The sequence below is a fragment of the Mycobacterium fragae genome (assembly GCF_002102185.1).
In the GTDB taxonomy this organism is placed as follows: domain Bacteria; phylum Actinomycetota; class Actinomycetes; order Mycobacteriales; family Mycobacteriaceae; genus Mycobacterium; species Mycobacterium fragae.
In genome coordinates this window covers 277,681-292,178 of record NZ_LQOW01000003.1, presented here as the reverse complement: position 1 = coordinate 292,178, position 14,498 = coordinate 277,681, and the positions used below count along the sequence as shown (strand labels likewise).

The following is a 14,498-nucleotide window of genomic DNA, read 5'->3' as shown; positions in this document are numbered from 1 at the left end:
TGATGGGGGGATGACGCGGACGTTCGACGAGCTGGTCGCGGAGGCCGATGCAGTGTCAGTGGTCGGGTGGGACTTCTCATGGCTGGATGGCAGGGCCACCGAAGAACGCCCGTCGTGGGGATACCAGCGCCTGCTGCGTGGTCGCTTGGCGGAAGTGACGTCGGCACTGGACCTTCAGACCGGCGGAGGTGAGGTGCTGCCGGGGGCTGGCCCCTTTCCGCCGACGATGGCCGCCACCGAGCCGTGGCCGCCGAACCTTGCCTTGGCCACCCAGCGACTGCATCCGCTGGCTGTGGTGGTCGTCGCCTGCACGGAGCGGCCACTGCCGTTCGCCGATGCGGCATTTGATCTCGTGTCCAGTCGGCATCCGGCGGATCTGTGGTGGGACGAGATTGCCCGTGTGCTCAAACCGGGCGGCACGTATTTCGCCCAGCACGTCGGCGCCGCGTCCGTTCGGGAGCTGGTCGAGTACTTCCTGGGCCCGCGTCCAGAGGTGATGGCGCACGGGCAGTTAAGCCCGGATGTCGTCGGCGCCCAAATCTCGGAGGCCGGACTGGACCTCGTCGACCTGCGCCACGAGCGGCTGAGGATCGAGTTCTTCGATGTCGGCGGCGTGATCTACTTTCTGCGCAAAGTGATTTGGGCGATTCCGGGCTTCACCGTCGCCGATCATCGCGAGAGGCTGTTCAGCTTGCACCAGCAGATCGAAGCCGGGGGACCGTTTGTCACCCACAGTTCACGAGTGCTGATCGAGGCCCGCAAGCCCGCCTAAAGTTCGGCGACAACATCGGCGGCTCGGCGAACCTGGTTCAAATCGGAACTCGTTGGGATGAGCTGGATTTCGTCGGTACCGACCGCTTCGAACTTCCGGAGCACCGCCACCAGTTCGTCCTCGGTGCCGGCAAATCCGGTGGCAGGCGCCATCGCGTCGATGTACTCCGCCGGTATCCAGTTCATGTAGTGCCGCAGATGTCGGTGCACCTGCCGTCGGGCGTCCTCGGTAGTACCGAGCGCGAACCAGAACGAGGTGCCCAGATGCGGTTTGGGTTTGCCGGCCTCGGCCCAAGCCGCACGTGCCACATCGAACAGCTCGTTCTGCTTGGCGACATCGAGATCCAATGTGGTACCGGCCAAACCGTCGGCCCAGGCCGCGGCGCTGCGGACGGTCCTGGGCCCGATGCTCCCGACCAACAGGGGCGGTCCGCCCGCCTGGATCGGGGCCGGCCCGACGGGCAGCACGGAATCGGTGACCTTCTCGCCCGCCCACACTTGTTTCATGATCGCCACCCGCTCGGCCATGCCGCGCATCGTCTGCGTCGTCGGGTCCGCACCGACCGCCCGATAGTCCTCGGTCCGACCACCCACGCCGACGCCCACGGTGAGCCGGCCGCCGCTGAGCATGTCCCCCGTCGCCAGCGCCTTGGCCAGCATCACCGGGTCGTGCAGCTGGGGCACGATCACCGTCGTCATCAGCCGCACCCGGTCAGTCCATACGGCCAGCGCGCCCAGCAGTGTCAACGTTTCCGGGTTGTCGAACGTGACACGCTCGCCCCAACACAATGACGCAAACGGGCCGTCGTCGATTGCGCGGGCCCAGTCCCGCAGCACGGCCGCATCCAAGCCCGGCTCCATCACCGGCATGGTCATCGCTATCTGCACGACGGCGATTCTGGCATGCGAGCCAGTCGATGCGGTGCGTCGTCCACATGGCAGCATGTCTCGGGTGGGCATCACTGCCAATTCCATCGCGCATGTGCGGCTCACCGTCAGTGATATCGAACGCTCCCGACGGTTCTACGAGAGCGTGTTCGGCTGGCCCGTGTTGCTTGAGGTCCCCGACAATGCCGACCAAGCGACCCGCGACCAGCTCGGGTTCCTATTCGGTGGTGTCATCTATGACCTCGGCGGCGCGCTGATCGGGCTGCGCCCGGTTGCCACCGACCGCTTCGACGAAGACCGCGCCGGCCTGGACCACATCGCGTTCAGGACGGCAAGTAGGGCCGAATTGGACGCGGCGGCTCAGCATCTCGATGAGCTCGGCATCGCTCACGAGCCCGTCAAGGACATCGGACCGTCGTACATCCTGGAATTCCGCGATCCGGACAACATCGCCCTGGAGCTGACCGCGCCGAAGTAGCGCTCCGGCACGGTGGCCGGCGCCGGCGCGTAGTGGTTGACTGGCAAGCACAATGTCTATCGCCTTCAACCACACCATTGTCGCCGCGCGCGACAAGCGCGAGTCCGCGGAGTTTCTCACCGAGCTGTTCGGGTTACCGGACCCGGTGCCGTTCGGCCCCTTTATGAGCGTCAAACTCGAGCACGGCGCCGACCTCGACTACGCCGACGCGCCAGACGGCGAGGAAATCCGCCCGCAGCACTACGCATTCCTGGTTTCCGAGGAGGACTTCGACGCGATTTACGGCAAGATCCGGTCGCGCGGAATGCAGCATTGGGCGGATCCGGGAGGCCAACGACCCGGCGAGATCAACACCAGGGACGGCGGCCGCGGCGTCTACTTCCGCGACCCCGCGGGCCATTTCCTCGAAATTCTCACCCGGCCGTACGGCTCGGGTAGTTGAGACTGCGCTGGCGGCGCGGTCGCTCGGCGTGTCGGCGCCCTCACCGCGGTGTCAACGCACGGAAGACAGCCTCGACGCCTTGACCGCGTTAGCCCGCGCTGCGCGGGCCGTGACGTTTGCGTTCCTGGGCACGATAGTCATCGGCGAGCCGACCGACGTGTTTCGGCAGCGTGCCGGCAGCCACGTCGGCGACGGTGGTCTCCTCGAGAACCGATCGCATGCTGGCGCGTAGCGCCCTCCAGACGTCGGTCAGCGCGGCGGTCGGCCCGGAATAGGGCAAGTCGCCCAGCCCGATGTCCCGCACGCTGGCCAGCGGGCCGTCGATGCAGCGCAACACGTCGGCGATGCTGATTTCCGAGGCCGGGCGGGCCAGCTCGTAACCGCCGTCGCGTCCGCGGTGGCTGCGCACGAGGCGATCGGTGCGCAGGTCAGAGAGGATGTCGACGAGGAACTGCGCGGGTATGCCCTGCGCTTGCGCCAGATCGTCGGTCTTGACCAATGCGCCACTGTCGACCGTGGCCAGCTGGATCATCGCTCGCACGGCGTACTCCGCCTTGGCCGACATTCGCATGGTCTGGATTCTCCCACCGCCGGGTTAAGGCCCCCCGCTGTCACTGACCGCCGCCAGCACCGCGTCGGCGTATTCGGGGCGGCACACCACGAGATCCGGCAGCAGCGGATCGGCCCGGTTGTATTCGAGCCGCGAGCCGTCGATGCGTGAGGCGTGCAAGCCGGCTGCCCGGGCCACCGCCACCGGCGCCGCGGAATCCCATTCGTATTGGCCGCCGGCATGCACATACACGTCGGCCAGTCCCTGTACGACGGCGGCGACCTTGGCCCCCGCCGATCCCATCGTCACCAAGTCGCCGTCCAGGTGATCGCGAACTCGCAGCGCGAGCGCCGGCGGCCTTGTGCGCGACACGACGATGCGCGGCGGGCCCCAATGGGGCGGGGGCGGTGCGACATGCGGCGTGGCCAGCGTGATGCCATGCGCCGGAAGGGCAACGGCGGCCGCGACGACTTCACCGGTCTGCCACAGCGCCACGTGGACGGCCCAGTCCTGCCGACCGAGTTCGGAGAACTCCCGGGTGCCGTCCAGCGGGTCGACGATCCACACCCGCTCGGAGCGCAACCGCGCCGGGTTGTCGACGCCCTCCTCGGAGAGCACCACATCATCCGGCCGCTCGCGTCCCAGTGCCTCCAGTAAAAATTCGTGAGACTGCTTGTCCCCCGCGGCCTTTCGCTCCGCTTCGGTAGCCTCGGCGAGCTCGTCGCGAACACCGAGCAGCAGCTCCCCGGCCTGGGTCGCCAGCCTGGCGGCAAGCTCGTGGTCGCTCACGCTCGCGACTCGATCAGGTCGATGACGAGCTGTGCGAGTTCTTCGCAGCTGCGGTCCGGAGTGAGCCGCAGATCGGGGTTCTTCGGCCGCTGGTAGGGGCTGTCGATGCCGGTGAAATGCGTGATCTCACCCGCACGGGCCTTGGCGTAAAGACCCTTGGGATCACGCTTTTCGCAGTCCTCAAGCGGGGTGTCGCAGAATACCTCGGTGAAGTCGATCCCCGCCTCGGCATGCACCCGGCGGGCCAGCTCACGATGCTCGACAAGCGGGCTGATCGCCGGCACCAGGACGGTGTGCCCGGAATCGGCGAGCAGCATCGCCACATACGCCAGCCGGCGCAGGTTCTCGGCGCGATCGGCCATGCTGAAGCCGAGGTCGGCGTTCAAACCGTGGCGCAGATTGTCGCCGTCGAGAACATAAGCCGGAATACCCTTTTCGAGAAGCTTACGCTCAACAAGCATCGCCACCGACGACTTGCCTGAACCCGACAGCCCGGTGAACCACACCGTACGTCCCCGTGACAGCCGGTCCGCCGCGGTCACCAGCGAGTCGTGCCGCACGGTGTTTGGACTCGATGCGCGGGCCTTGGTGTCGCGCAACACCATCCCCGCAGCCACAGTCCCGTTGGTGTTGGGATCTATCAGGATGAACGAGCCGGTGCTGGCGTTGCGGGTGTACTCGTCGAGCAGCAGCGGCACCTGGGTGCGCAGCGAGATCCGGCCGAGTTCGTTGAGCTGCAACGCGGTCGCGCTCTTGTCGCGATGCAGGGTGTTGACGTCGAGGCGGTAGTCCAGCGCCGCGACCTTGACCCGCGTGGTTCGGGTGGTGTGCTTGATCAGGTACTCGCGGCCGGCCTCCAGCGCCAGGTCGTCGGCCATCCAGCACACCGTAGCGTCGAAGTCCTGCGTCACCCTCGGCTGATTCGTCGGCCGGGCGATCATGTCGCCACGGGATATGTCGATGTCGTCGGCCAGGCTTATCGAGACGGCCATCGGTGAAAACGCTTCCTCCACCGGTCCGGTCGCCCCCTCGATCGCCGTGATCCGAGTGGACTTGCCGGTCGGCAGGACGACCACCTCGTCGCCGGGGCGCATCACGCCGCTGGCCACGGTGCCCGCATAGCTGCGGTGGTCTTGGTGCTCGCGGGTCTGCGGCCGGATGACGTATTGCACCGGGAACCGGACGTCCACCATGTTGCGGTCGCCGCCGATGTAGACCTCTTCGAGGTGGGACAGCAGCGCCGGCCCCTCGTACCACGGCGTCACGTCCGACTTGGTCACCACGTTGTCGCCGTGCAGCGCCGAGATCGGGATCGCCACCACGTCCTGCACGTCCAGGCGTGCGGCGAAGGCGTGAAATTCGTCCCGGATCGACTCGAATTTCTCTTGGTTCCAGTCGATCAGGTCCATTTTGTTGACCGCCAGCACAATGTGCTGGATGCCCAACAGCGACGCCAGGAAGGCGTGTCGACGGGATTGCTCCAGCAGGCCGTGGCGAGCATCGACCAGCACGATCACCAGTTGTGCCGTGGACGCCCCGGTCACCATGTTGCGGGTGTACTGGATGTGGCCCGGGGTGTCGGCGATGATGAATTTCCGCTTGGGAGTGGCGAAATAGCGGTAGGCCACGTCGATCGTGATGCCCTGTTCGCGTTCGGCGCGCAGCCCATCGGTGACCAGGGCCAGGTCGGTGTAGTCGTGGCCGCGTTCCTTGGAGGTGCGCTCCACTGACGCCCACTGGTCTTCCATCACTGCCTTGGAGTCATAGAGCAGCCGACCGATCAGCGTGGACTTGCCGTCATCGACGGAACCGGCCGTGGCCAAGCGAAGCAATGTAGTCATCAGAAGTACCCCTGCCGTTTGCGGTCTTCCATGCCGGCCTCGGAGATCCGGTCGTCGGCTCGAGTGGCTCCGCGCTCGGTCAGCCGCGACACGGCGGTCTCGGCGATCACCTCGGCCGCGGTGGCCGCCGTCGACTCGACGCAGCCGGTGCAGGTCACGTCGCCGACGGTGCGGAATCGCACCGTGGCCTCGAACACCTTCTCGTCGGGGCGGGGTTGCATGTGCCGGTGCACGGCCAGCAGCATCCCGTCACGCTCGAACACCTTCCGCCGGTGGGCGTAGTAGATGGAGGGCAACGTGATCTTCTCGGCGCCGATGTAGGACCACACGTCGAATTCGGTCCAGTTGGACAGCGGGAAGACCCGAATGTGCTCGCCCTTGTGGTGGCGCCCGTTGTAGAGGTTCCACACCTCCGGCCGCTGGGCTTTCGGGTCCCACTGCCCGAACTCGTCGCGGAAGCTGAACACCCGCTCCTTGGCGCGCGCCTTCTCTTCGTCGCGCCGGGCACCACCGAAGGCGGCGTCGAATTTGTTCTCGCGGATGGCGCGCAGCAGCGTCACCGTCTGGATCGGGTTGCGCGACGGGATGGTCTCGACGACGCGGCCGGCGTCGATGTCGTCCTGCACCTTGGCCACGATCAACCGCACCCCGGTCTCCGCCACCAACTGGTCGCGGGTCTCCAGCACCTCGTCGAAGTTGTGTCCGGTGTCGACGTGCATCACCGGGAACGGCAGTCGCCCGGGGCGGAACGCCTTGAGCGCCAGGTGCAGCATCACGATCGAGTCCTTGCCGCCGGAGAACAACAGCACCGGTCGCTCGAACTCGGCGGCCACCTCGCGGATGATGTGAATGGCTTCGGCCTCCAGCGAGCGCAGGTGGCTGAGCTCATACTGGCCGGCCGCCGGGCCTGCCGTTACTTGGCTGGTCATAGTCCGCCTGTCCTAATTCTGGGTAAAATTGGTAGGATTGACCATATTTGTAAGCATTACCACGTATGAAACCAGCCTCGGCTGACGCTGTCAATAACCACGGCACATAGGGTTGGCCCATGTCTTCGTCGACCGAAGCCGCCCGCGGCCGTGATGTCATCGCACAGTTCCTGCCCCAGTCCCCGTTTGTGAAGAAGCTGGGAATCGTGGCCGACGTGCTGGATGACGACGAGGTCCGGCTGCGGCTGCCCTGGGATCCGTCCAACGTCACCATCGGCGACATGGTCCACGGCGGTGCCATTGCCACGCTCGCGGATCTGACGGTGATGGCGGCGGCCTGGTGCGGCGCGGATGCGCCGCCCGACCTAAGGGGGGTGACGGTGTCGATGGCGCTCGATTACCTGGCGCCTGCCCGGTCCACGGACGTGATCGGGGTCGGCCGGGTGTTGCGGCGCGGGCGGTCGCTGGTCAACTGCGAAGCCGAAATCGTCGATCCGCGCGGCGTTTTGATCGCCAAGGCGATCGCCACCTACAAGATCGGCTGACGGCGCTCGCGGCTAGGCGGTGACTTCGTTGAGTTTGCCGGTCGCGACGTCGAAGACGAAACCACGCAGCGACGTGTGTTTGGTGACGAACGGATTTTGTTCGATGCGGCGCAACGACTGCCGAACGTCCTCGGCGGCATCCGGGAATGCTTCGGCCGCCCAGGCCGGCCTGATTCCGGTCTCCTCCTGGATGGCGCGCTTGAATTCGTCGTCGGTGAAAGTCAGCATGCCGCAGTCGGTGTGGTGGATCAGGATGATTTCGCGGGTTCCCAGCAGTCGCTGGCTGATGGCCAGTGAGCGGATCGCGTCGTCGGTGACGACGCCGCCCGCGTTCCGGATGACATGCGCCTCGCCCTCGTTGATACCGAGCATGCGGTAGACGTCCAGCCGGGCGTCCATACACGCCACGATCGCGACGTGTTTGCTCGGCGGCATCGGCAGCGGTCCGTTGAAGTTGCTCGCATATTCGGCGTTGTGGGCCAGGTAGTCATCGGTAACCGTCACGCCATTCTCCTAACGTTTGCTGGATCGACCGCTCGGGTGGCTGATTTTAACAATTCGGCCGTTACTATTCACCGGTACAAATCAGGCGGATCACATCCGTTCGCCTGCATTGGCAAGCACATCTCTTACGCTGTCGCCATGCGTTACCGACGAGGCCAGCGGGCATGATCCGCTTCCTGGTGCGTCGATTGCTCAAGTACCTCGTGCTGTTGCTGGTGGCGACATTCCTGGCGTTCTGCCTGACATCGGTGGTCTTTCATCCGCTGGATAGCTTCGAACAGCGCCACCCCAGGCCGCCGCAGGCGGCCATCGACGCAAAGGCCGCCCAGCTCGGCCTCGACAGGCCCATTCCCATCCGCTACGCAAAATGGCTTTCCGGCACGGTCCGCGGTGACTTCGGCGCCACGGTGAGCGGTCACCCCGTCTCCGAAGAGCTCTGGCGCCGTGTCCGGGTCAGCGTGCGGCTGGTAGCGACCGGTTTGGTGCTGGGCACGGTGGCCGGCGTGATCATCGGGGCGTGGGGAGCAGTCCGTCAGTACCGGCTGAGTGATCGGGTGATCACCGTGTTGTCGTTGATCATTTTGAGCATCCCGTCGTTCGTACTCGCGGGCCTGCTCATTCTGGCGGGGTTGCGCGTGAATGATTTCACCGGGGCGCGCATCTTCCTGTACACCGGTGAGACCTCGCCGGTTCCGCCCGGCGGATTGTGGGACCAGCTCGTCGACCGGGTGCAGCACATGGTGTTGCCGACTCTCACGCTGGCCCTCGGGGCGATGGCGGGCTTCAGTCGCTATCAGCGCAACGCGATGCTCGACGTGCTGAACGAGGATTTCATCCGAACCGCTCGGGCCAAGGGGCTCACGCGCCGACGTGCGTTGTTCAAACACGGCCTGCGCACCGCGCTGATCCCGATGGCCACGTTGTTCGCGTACGGGGTTGTCGGCCTTGTCGTCGGAGCGATTTTCGTCGAGAAGATCTTTGGCTGGCACGGTATGGGCGAGTGGGCGGTGGTAGGTGTCTCGACGCAGGACACCAACATCGTCGCGGCCATCACGACGTTTGCCGGAGCTGCGGTTCTGCTCGCCGGACTGCTGTCCGACATCCTCTACGCCGCGCTGGACCCCAGGGTGCGGGTGTCATGACCCAGCAGGCCACCTCCGAAGTCACCGAAACCACGCCGGTCCGATCCGGGATCCACCCGGGCACCTTCACGTCGCGGCGGAACCTGTTGGCGCGCAGGTTTCTCCGCAACAAGCCTGCGGTAGTGGCCTTGATTCTCTTGGCGCTGCTGTTCATCGGCTGCTACGCGTTGCCGCCTCTACTCCCCTACGGCTACAACGATCTCGACTACAACGCGCTGCTGCAGCCGCCCTCGCTGCGGCATTGGTTCGGTACCAACCAGCTCGGCCAGGACCTGTTGGCCCGGACTCTGCGCGGCATGCAGAAGTCGATGTTGATCGGGTTTTGTGTCGCAGTGATTTCGACCAGTATCGCGGCCACTGTCGGATCGGTGGCCGGGTACTTCGGCGGCTGGCGCGACGGGGTCCTGATGTGGCTGGTGGACCTGTTGATGGTGATCCCCGCCTTCTACCTGATCCTGATCGTCACCACGCGCGCCAAACAGTCGAATACCATTGTGTGGCTCATCCTGCTGCTGGCAGTGTTCAACTGGATGGTGAGCTCGCGCATGGTGCGCGGGTTGACGATGAGCTTGCGAGAACGCGAATTCGTCCGGGCAGCAAAGTATATGGGAGTGCCAAGCCGCCGCATTATTGTCCATCACATCGTGCCGAACGTCGCATCGATCCTCATCATCGACGCGACACTCAACGTAGCAACCGCGATCCTGTCCGAAACCGGTTTGAGCTTCCTGGGTTTCGGTATCCAACCACCCGACGTGTCGCTCGGCACGCTGATCGCCGAAGGCACACCTTCGACGACCACGTTCCCATGGGTCTTCCTGTTCCCGGCCGGCGCACTCGTGCTGATCGTGTTCTGCGCCAACCTCGCCGGCGACGGTCTGCGGGACGCCGTGGACCCGAGCAGCGGATCAACCCGTCGCAGAAAACGGCGCTCGAAGTGACAACCCTGCTCGAAGTGACCAATCTGAACGTCACGTTTGAAACGGCGGACCTGAGCTTGCCCGCCGTGCGTGGCACGAGTTATCACATCGATTCGGGTGAAGTGGTCGCCATCGTCGGCGAATCCGGTTGTGGCAAAACCACAGCCGCGATGGCCGTCGTCGGGTTACTGCCCGAATACGCGGCCGTGTCGGGGTCGGTGCGGTTGGCCGGGAAGGAGTTGCTCGGCCTGTCCGACCGTGCGATGTCACAGATCCGCGGCAAGGCGATCGGCACTGTGTTTCAAGATCCGATGTCGGCGCTGACGCCCGTCTACACCATCGGCGACCAGATAGCCGAAGCCATCGAAGTCCACAACCACACGATCAGCCGCGCCGACGCCGGCAAGCGAGCCGTCGAACTGCTCGAACTGGTCGGGATCGCGCAACCGCAACGCCGGGCGAGGGCCTTCCCGCACGAGCTGTCCGGCGGTGAGCGCCAGCGAGTGGTGATCGCGATCGCGATCGCCAATGACCCGGACCTGTTGATCTGCGACGAACCGACAACGGCGCTGGACGTCACCGTGCAGGCGCAAATCCTCGACGTACTGCGAACCGCGCGCGACGTCACCGGCGCGGGCGTGCTGATCATCACCCACGACCTTGGTGTGGTCGCGGAGTTCGCCGATCGAGCGCTGGTCATGTACGCCGGACGTCCGGTCGAGATCGCCTCCGTAGACGAGCTTTACCGTGACCGTCGGATGCCCTATACCGTCGGGTTGCTCGGTTCGGTGCCGCGACTTGACGCCCCACAGGGCACCCGGCTGATTCCGATACCGGGTGCACCGCCAACGATGACGACGCTATCTCCGGGCGCCTGTACGTTCGCTCCACGCTGTCCGCTCGCGATCGACGAGTGCCGTTCCGCGGAACCGGATCTCGTCACCATACGAGAGGGCCACCAGGCGGCCTGCATTCGCACCGACGATGTCGCCGGGCGGAGCGCAGCCGACGTCTTCGGCGTGGCGACGGCGCCGGAGCCGATTGACAGCACGACCGGCGGCGAACCGCCGGTGGCGCTCAAGGTTACCGATCTGGTCAAGACCTACCGACTCACCAAAGGCGTCGTCCTGCGCAGACAGGTAGGCGAGGTACGTGCGGTCGACGGCGTCAGCTTCACCTTGCAGCAGGGCCGGACTCTGGGCATCGTCGGCGAATCCGGCTCAGGCAAATCGACCACGTTGACCCAGATTCTCGAGCTCACCAGACCCCAGGGGGGTGCCATCGAGATCCTCGGCGCCGACGTGGCGGCCCTCCGTCGAGCCGATCGTCATAAGCTGCGGACCGAGCTGCAGGTGGTGTTCCAGGACCCGGTGGCGTCGCTGGATCCCCGACTGCCGGTGTTCGATGTCATCGCTGAACCGTTGGTCGCCAACGGGTTTGACAGAGACCTGCGCGAAGAACGGGTCGCCGAACTGCTTGGGATCGTCGGCCTAGACCAAGCCGATGCCAGCCGCTATCCCGCCGAGTTCTCCGGTGGGCAGAAGCAGCGGATCGGAATTGCCCGAGCGCTGGCACTGCAGCCGAAGATCCTGGCGCTCGACGAGCCGGTGTCTGCGCTCGACGTGTCGATCCAGGCGGGCATCATCAACCTGCTGCTGGACCTGCAGCAGCAACTCGGATTGTCGTATCTGTTTGTGTCGCATGATCTTTCGGTGGTCAAACATCTGGCCCACCGGGTCGCGGTGATGTATCGGGGGACCATCGTCGAGCAGGGCGACGGTGAGCAGGTTTTCGCCAACCCGCAGCACGACTACACCCGGCGACTGCTGGCCGCCGTCCCGCGGGCGCACGCCGATGTCTAGCCTCGTCCGGGTGACAACCCGCGGGCCAGCCGTCTTGGCGGTGGTGATCGGTTTGATCGTCACCGGGTGCTCGAGTGGCTATCGGGACCTCCCGGAGATGCGGGCCGCACGGGTCGGCACCAGCAGCGACATCAACCCCCGAGACCCCGCCACCCTGCGCGACGGCGGCAACCTGCGCCTTGCCCTGAGCGAATTTCCGCCGAATTTCAACAACTTGAACATCGACGGCAACACGGCGGACCTCAATTCGATAGTCGTGCCGACGCTGCCGGGGGCATTCCTCACCCAGGCGGACGGGTCGCTGAAACTCAACACCGACTACTTCACCGGTGCCGAGCTGATCAGCGCCACTCCGCAGGTCGTTACTTACACGATCAATCCCAACGCGGTGTGGAGCGACGGGACCCCGATCACGTGGGAAGACCTCAAATCGGAGGTCGAGGCGTGCAGCGGCCGCGACGAGCGGTACCTGATCGCCAGCCGAGCCGGGTTCGAACGGGTGAAGTCGGTGACCCGGGGCGCTGACGACCGGCAGGCGGTGATCACCTTCGCCGAGCCCTACGCGGAGTGGCGCGGGATGTTCTCCAGCGGCATCCAGCCGCGCAGCATGACCGCAAACCCCGACGTCTTCAACAAAGGTCAGCTCAACGCCCCCGGCCCGTCGGCCGGACCGTTCATCGTGTCCAGGATTGACAAGACCGCGCAGCGCATCGTGCTGACCCGCAATCCCCGCTGGTGGGGTACCAAGCCGCGGCTCGACTCCATCACGTTTCTGGTGCTCGACGCCAGCGCCGTCATCCCCGCCCTGCAGAACAACGCCATCGATGCTGCCGGCGTCGGCACGCTCGACGACATGGTGACCGCCGAGCGCACGCCCGGGATCGCGATCCGCCGTGCGCCGGCCCCGACGTGGTACCACTTCACGTTCAACGGCGCGCAAGGATCCATCCTGGCCGATGAGAAGCTGCGGCTGGCGATCTGCAGAGGCATCGACCGCCAGGCCATCGTGAACGTCGTCCAGCACGGCCTCACCGGCCACCCGGTGCCGCTCAACAACCACATCTACGTCGCCGGCCAGCTCGGCTACCAAAACAACAGCGCACCAGCCGCTTTCAACCCCGACCGGGCGCGCAGCGACTTGGATGCGCAGGGCTGGAAACTCAACGGGACGGTGCGGGAAAAGAACGGCAAACCGCTCGTCATCCGGGACGTGTTTTACGATGCGCCAACCGCCCGGCAGGTCGCTCTGGTCGCCCAGCGGAACCTGGCGCAGATCGGGGTCAAGCTGGTGCTCGACGTAAAGCCGGGCACCGGCTTCTTCAGCCAATACATATCCGTCGGCGACTTCGACATCGCGCAATTCGGCTGGGTGGGCAATGCTTTTCCGCTGTCTGCGCTACCACAGATCTACACGTCGCACGGTGACAGCAATTTCGGCAAGATCGGCAACCCCGGAATCGATGCGAAGATCAACGCGACGCTGTCCGAGCTTGACCAGGCCAAGGCGCGCGCGCTCGCCAACGAGGTCGACACCATGATTTGGCAGGAAGGCTTCAGCCTGCCGCTGTTCCAGTCGCCCGGGAATATCGCGGTGCGCAGCACGCTGGCCAACTTCGGCGCGTTTGGACTGGCCGACCCGGTATACACGGCGATCGGGTTTACGCGGGACTGACTCAGTCCTGGCGTATGGTATCCAGCCAGCTATCCCACTCGTCGCCGCGACGGTCGGGCACTTGGCTGGGCGGGTAATGCGCTGCCACGCCTCCGGCTAATGCCAGCACGGCCTCGCGCGTTCGTCGCTTGAGGGCGGTGAAATCCACGGCCAAACCGGTGGCTAGATGCGGGTCATAGGGCATCGTGAAGACCTCGGGCACGCGCTTCATGAACTGATTCTCGACCGTCTCGCGATCGATGAACGGCTTGCCCTTCTGAATTGCGTTGAGCGCCACCACGGTGTGCTCCAACAATGGGTCAAAGCCATGCGCATGCAGCCAGTCCAGCGTGGCCAATGCCCCCTCGACGCCGCGCACGTCCTGGGATGCGACGACAACCAGACCGGTGACATCGTTGACGATCTTGCTGAACAACGGCCCGTTGATCGAGGTGCCGCAGTCAAGCAGGATAACGTTGCAGTGCCTTTCCAGGATCTTCATCGTGGCCGCATAGTCCTCTGGACCAAACCTGTACGTCGAATGCGGATCATTCTGGGCGCCAAGTAGTTCCAGCCGATCGTCGTTCACCACGGTGTGCTCACGCACGTTCGAGTAACGCTCGATGTTCTGCAATGCGGCCAGCTGCTCGACGTTCGCCTGGGGACCGCCGCGCTCACTGAATCGCGCGGAAAGGTCACCAAGGTCGGCATCGACATCCACGGCGATCACCCGGTCGCCCCGCAGACGAGCGATGGTGTTGCCTACCGCCACGGTCATCGTGCTCTTACCGACACCACCTTTGGAGGAGACGAAGGCCACCTTATGAACGCCCCCCATTGACCCGCGGATGGTGTCGACGAGCTGAGCATCCTCCTGCTGCTTGGCGCTCGGTCTCGGATTGACCCGCCCGCCCGTGAGTTTCGCCACCAACCTGCGCCAGCCCTGCCCAGCAATTGGACGGCGGCGAGCAATCAGCAGATCGCGCCCGTCGGGCACGTCGCGGAAGGTGCGGGCCCGCGGACGTTGTTGTGGTTCAGATTGAGAGGAATCAGGCGTAGTGGTCATGGCTCTCGCACGCATTCCTCTCGTGGGATTTGACAAAGGTCAGTTGGGTTATCCCGCCGAGCCGGCCTCGACGAGGGCACAATCGCAGCTAACATCCATGTGCACTCCTGTCGGGGAGTG

At 65.1% G+C, this 14,498-nt stretch carries 15 protein-coding genes; 8 read left to right on the top strand and 7 right to left on the bottom strand.

The features are described from left to right. The first annotated feature begins 10 nt into the window (after positions 1–10). Positions 11–772 carry a class I SAM-dependent methyltransferase gene (locus AWC06_RS02165; RefSeq protein WP_085193890.1) on the top strand — a complete coding sequence of 254 codons (762 nt, stop codon included), beginning with the start codon at positions 11–13 and terminating at the stop codon, positions 770–772. On the opposite strand, the gene AWC06_RS02160 is transcribed toward AWC06_RS02165, so the two are convergent. Next, positions 769–1,647 (bottom strand): LLM class flavin-dependent oxidoreductase, encoded by an 879-nt coding sequence (locus AWC06_RS02160; RefSeq protein WP_085193996.1) that lies wholly within the window; start codon positions 1,645–1,647, stop codon positions 769–771. The genes AWC06_RS02165 and AWC06_RS02160 overlap by 4 nt on opposite strands. A 76-nt stretch (positions 1,648–1,723) precedes the next feature. Here AWC06_RS02160 and AWC06_RS02155 point away from each other — a divergent pair, with 76 nt between their 5' ends. Both AWC06_RS02155 and AWC06_RS02150 read left to right on the top strand, forming a co-directional pair. Next, positions 1,724–2,137, top strand: a complete 414-nt coding sequence (locus AWC06_RS02155; protein ID WP_139819860.1) for a VOC family protein — start codon at positions 1,724–1,726, stop codon at positions 2,135–2,137. A 52-nt stretch (positions 2,138–2,189) separates the two neighbouring features. Next, on the top strand, positions 2,190–2,579 hold the full coding sequence (locus AWC06_RS02150; protein ID WP_085193887.1) for a VOC family protein: 390 nt from the start codon (positions 2,190–2,192) through the stop codon (positions 2,577–2,579). A gap of 88 nt (positions 2,580–2,667) precedes the next feature. Here the strand turns inward: AWC06_RS02150 and AWC06_RS02145 are convergent, their stop codons facing one another. The 4 genes from AWC06_RS02145 to cysD are packed head-to-tail and all read right to left on the bottom strand — an operon-like array spanning position 2,668 to position 6,688. Continuing rightward, a complete protein-coding gene (locus tag AWC06_RS02145; protein WP_085193885.1) occupies positions 2,668–3,150 on the bottom strand; it encodes an Rrf2 family transcriptional regulator in 483 nt (160 codons plus the stop codon). A gap of 24 nt (positions 3,151–3,174) precedes the next feature. After that, positions 3,175–3,918 (bottom strand): 3'(2'),5'-bisphosphate nucleotidase CysQ, encoded by a 744-nt coding sequence (locus AWC06_RS02140; RefSeq protein ID WP_085193883.1) that lies wholly within the window; start codon positions 3,916–3,918, stop codon positions 3,175–3,177. Beyond that, entirely contained in the window at positions 3,915–5,759 is a 1,845-nt protein-coding gene (cysC, locus tag AWC06_RS02135) for an adenylyl-sulfate kinase (RefSeq protein ID WP_085193881.1), read from the bottom strand. Before cysC ends, AWC06_RS02140 begins: the two co-directional genes overlap by 4 nt. Next, positions 5,759–6,688, bottom strand: coding sequence for a sulfate adenylyltransferase subunit CysD (cysD, locus tag AWC06_RS02130; protein ID WP_085193880.1), 930 nt, complete (start codon positions 6,686–6,688; stop codon positions 5,759–5,761). The genes cysC and cysD overlap by 1 nt, the downstream gene beginning before the upstream one ends. A gap of 119 nt (positions 6,689–6,807) precedes the next feature. Between cysD and AWC06_RS02125 the strand changes: the two genes are divergently transcribed. Then, a complete protein-coding gene (locus AWC06_RS02125; RefSeq protein WP_085193878.1) occupies positions 6,808–7,233 on the top strand; it encodes a PaaI family thioesterase in 426 nt (141 codons plus the stop codon). A gap of 12 nt (positions 7,234–7,245) precedes the next feature. Here AWC06_RS02125 and AWC06_RS02120 read toward each other — a convergent pair whose 3' ends face one another. Next, positions 7,246–7,737: a beta-class carbonic anhydrase gene (locus tag AWC06_RS02120; protein WP_085193876.1), complete on the bottom strand. Its 492-nt coding sequence runs from the start codon at positions 7,735–7,737 to the stop codon at positions 7,246–7,248. Positions 7,738–7,901: 164 nt separating this feature from the next. Between AWC06_RS02120 and AWC06_RS02115 the strand changes: the two genes are divergently transcribed. From AWC06_RS02115 to AWC06_RS02100, 4 genes are read left to right on the top strand one after another with little or no spacing between them, the layout of a single operon-like run. Beyond that, positions 7,902–8,879, top strand: a complete 978-nt coding sequence (locus AWC06_RS02115) for an ABC transporter permease (protein ID WP_085193874.1) — start codon at positions 7,902–7,904, stop codon at positions 8,877–8,879. Continuing rightward, positions 8,876–9,820, top strand: coding sequence for an ABC transporter permease (locus AWC06_RS02110; protein WP_085193872.1), 945 nt, complete (start codon positions 8,876–8,878; stop codon positions 9,818–9,820). The genes AWC06_RS02115 and AWC06_RS02110 overlap by 4 nt, the downstream gene beginning before the upstream one ends. Next, complete coding sequence (locus AWC06_RS02105; protein ID WP_244898994.1) at positions 9,817–11,661, top strand: dipeptide ABC transporter ATP-binding protein; 1,845 nt, start codon at positions 9,817–9,819, stop codon at positions 11,659–11,661. The genes AWC06_RS02110 and AWC06_RS02105 overlap by 4 nt, the downstream gene beginning before the upstream one ends. Next, complete coding sequence (locus AWC06_RS02100; RefSeq protein WP_085193868.1) at positions 11,654–13,333, top strand: ABC transporter family substrate-binding protein; 1,680 nt, start codon at positions 11,654–11,656, stop codon at positions 13,331–13,333. The genes AWC06_RS02105 and AWC06_RS02100 overlap by 8 nt, the downstream gene beginning before the upstream one ends. 1 nt (position 13,334) lies before the next feature. Here the strand turns inward: AWC06_RS02100 and AWC06_RS02095 are convergent, their stop codons facing one another. Continuing rightward, the gene (locus tag AWC06_RS02095) at positions 13,335–14,378 is read right to left on the bottom strand and encodes a MinD/ParA family ATP-binding protein (RefSeq protein ID WP_227371133.1); all 1,044 of its coding nucleotides are present in this window, start codon (positions 14,376–14,378) and stop codon (positions 13,335–13,337) included. Positions 14,379–14,498: the final 120 nt, after the last annotated feature.

What these genes read in the sequence shown, in the direction of transcription:
- cysD (WP_085193880.1), bottom strand. Translation starts at nt 6,688, where the DNA reads ATGACCAGCCAAGTAACGGCAGGCCCGGCGGCCGGCCAGTATGAGCTC.
- AWC06_RS02100 (WP_085193868.1), top strand. Translation starts at nt 11,654, where the DNA reads ATGTCTAGCCTCGTCCGGGTGACAACCCGCGGGCCAGCCGTCTTGGCG.
- cysC (WP_085193881.1), bottom strand. Translation starts at nt 5,759, where the DNA reads ATGACTACATTGCTTCGCTTGGCCACGGCCGGTTCCGTCGATGACGGC.
- AWC06_RS02160 (WP_085193996.1), bottom strand. Translation starts at nt 1,647, where the DNA reads ATGACCATGCCGGTGATGGAGCCGGGCTTGGATGCGGCCGTGCTGCGG.
- AWC06_RS02150 (WP_085193887.1), top strand. Translation starts at nt 2,190, where the DNA reads ATGTCTATCGCCTTCAACCACACCATTGTCGCCGCGCGCGACAAGCGC.
- AWC06_RS02165 (WP_085193890.1), top strand. Translation starts at nt 11, where the DNA reads ATGACGCGGACGTTCGACGAGCTGGTCGCGGAGGCCGATGCAGTGTCA.
- AWC06_RS02110 (WP_085193872.1), top strand. Translation starts at nt 8,876, where the DNA reads ATGACCCAGCAGGCCACCTCCGAAGTCACCGAAACCACGCCGGTCCGA.
- AWC06_RS02125 (WP_085193878.1), top strand. Translation starts at nt 6,808, where the DNA reads ATGTCTTCGTCGACCGAAGCCGCCCGCGGCCGTGATGTCATCGCACAG.
- AWC06_RS02095 (WP_227371133.1), bottom strand. Translation starts at nt 14,378, where the DNA reads ATGACCACTACGCCTGATTCCTCTCAATCTGAACCACAACAACGTCCG.
- AWC06_RS02115 (WP_085193874.1), top strand. Translation starts at nt 7,902, where the DNA reads ATGATCCGCTTCCTGGTGCGTCGATTGCTCAAGTACCTCGTGCTGTTG.
- AWC06_RS02145 (WP_085193885.1), bottom strand. Translation starts at nt 3,150, where the DNA reads ATGCGAATGTCGGCCAAGGCGGAGTACGCCGTGCGAGCGATGATCCAG.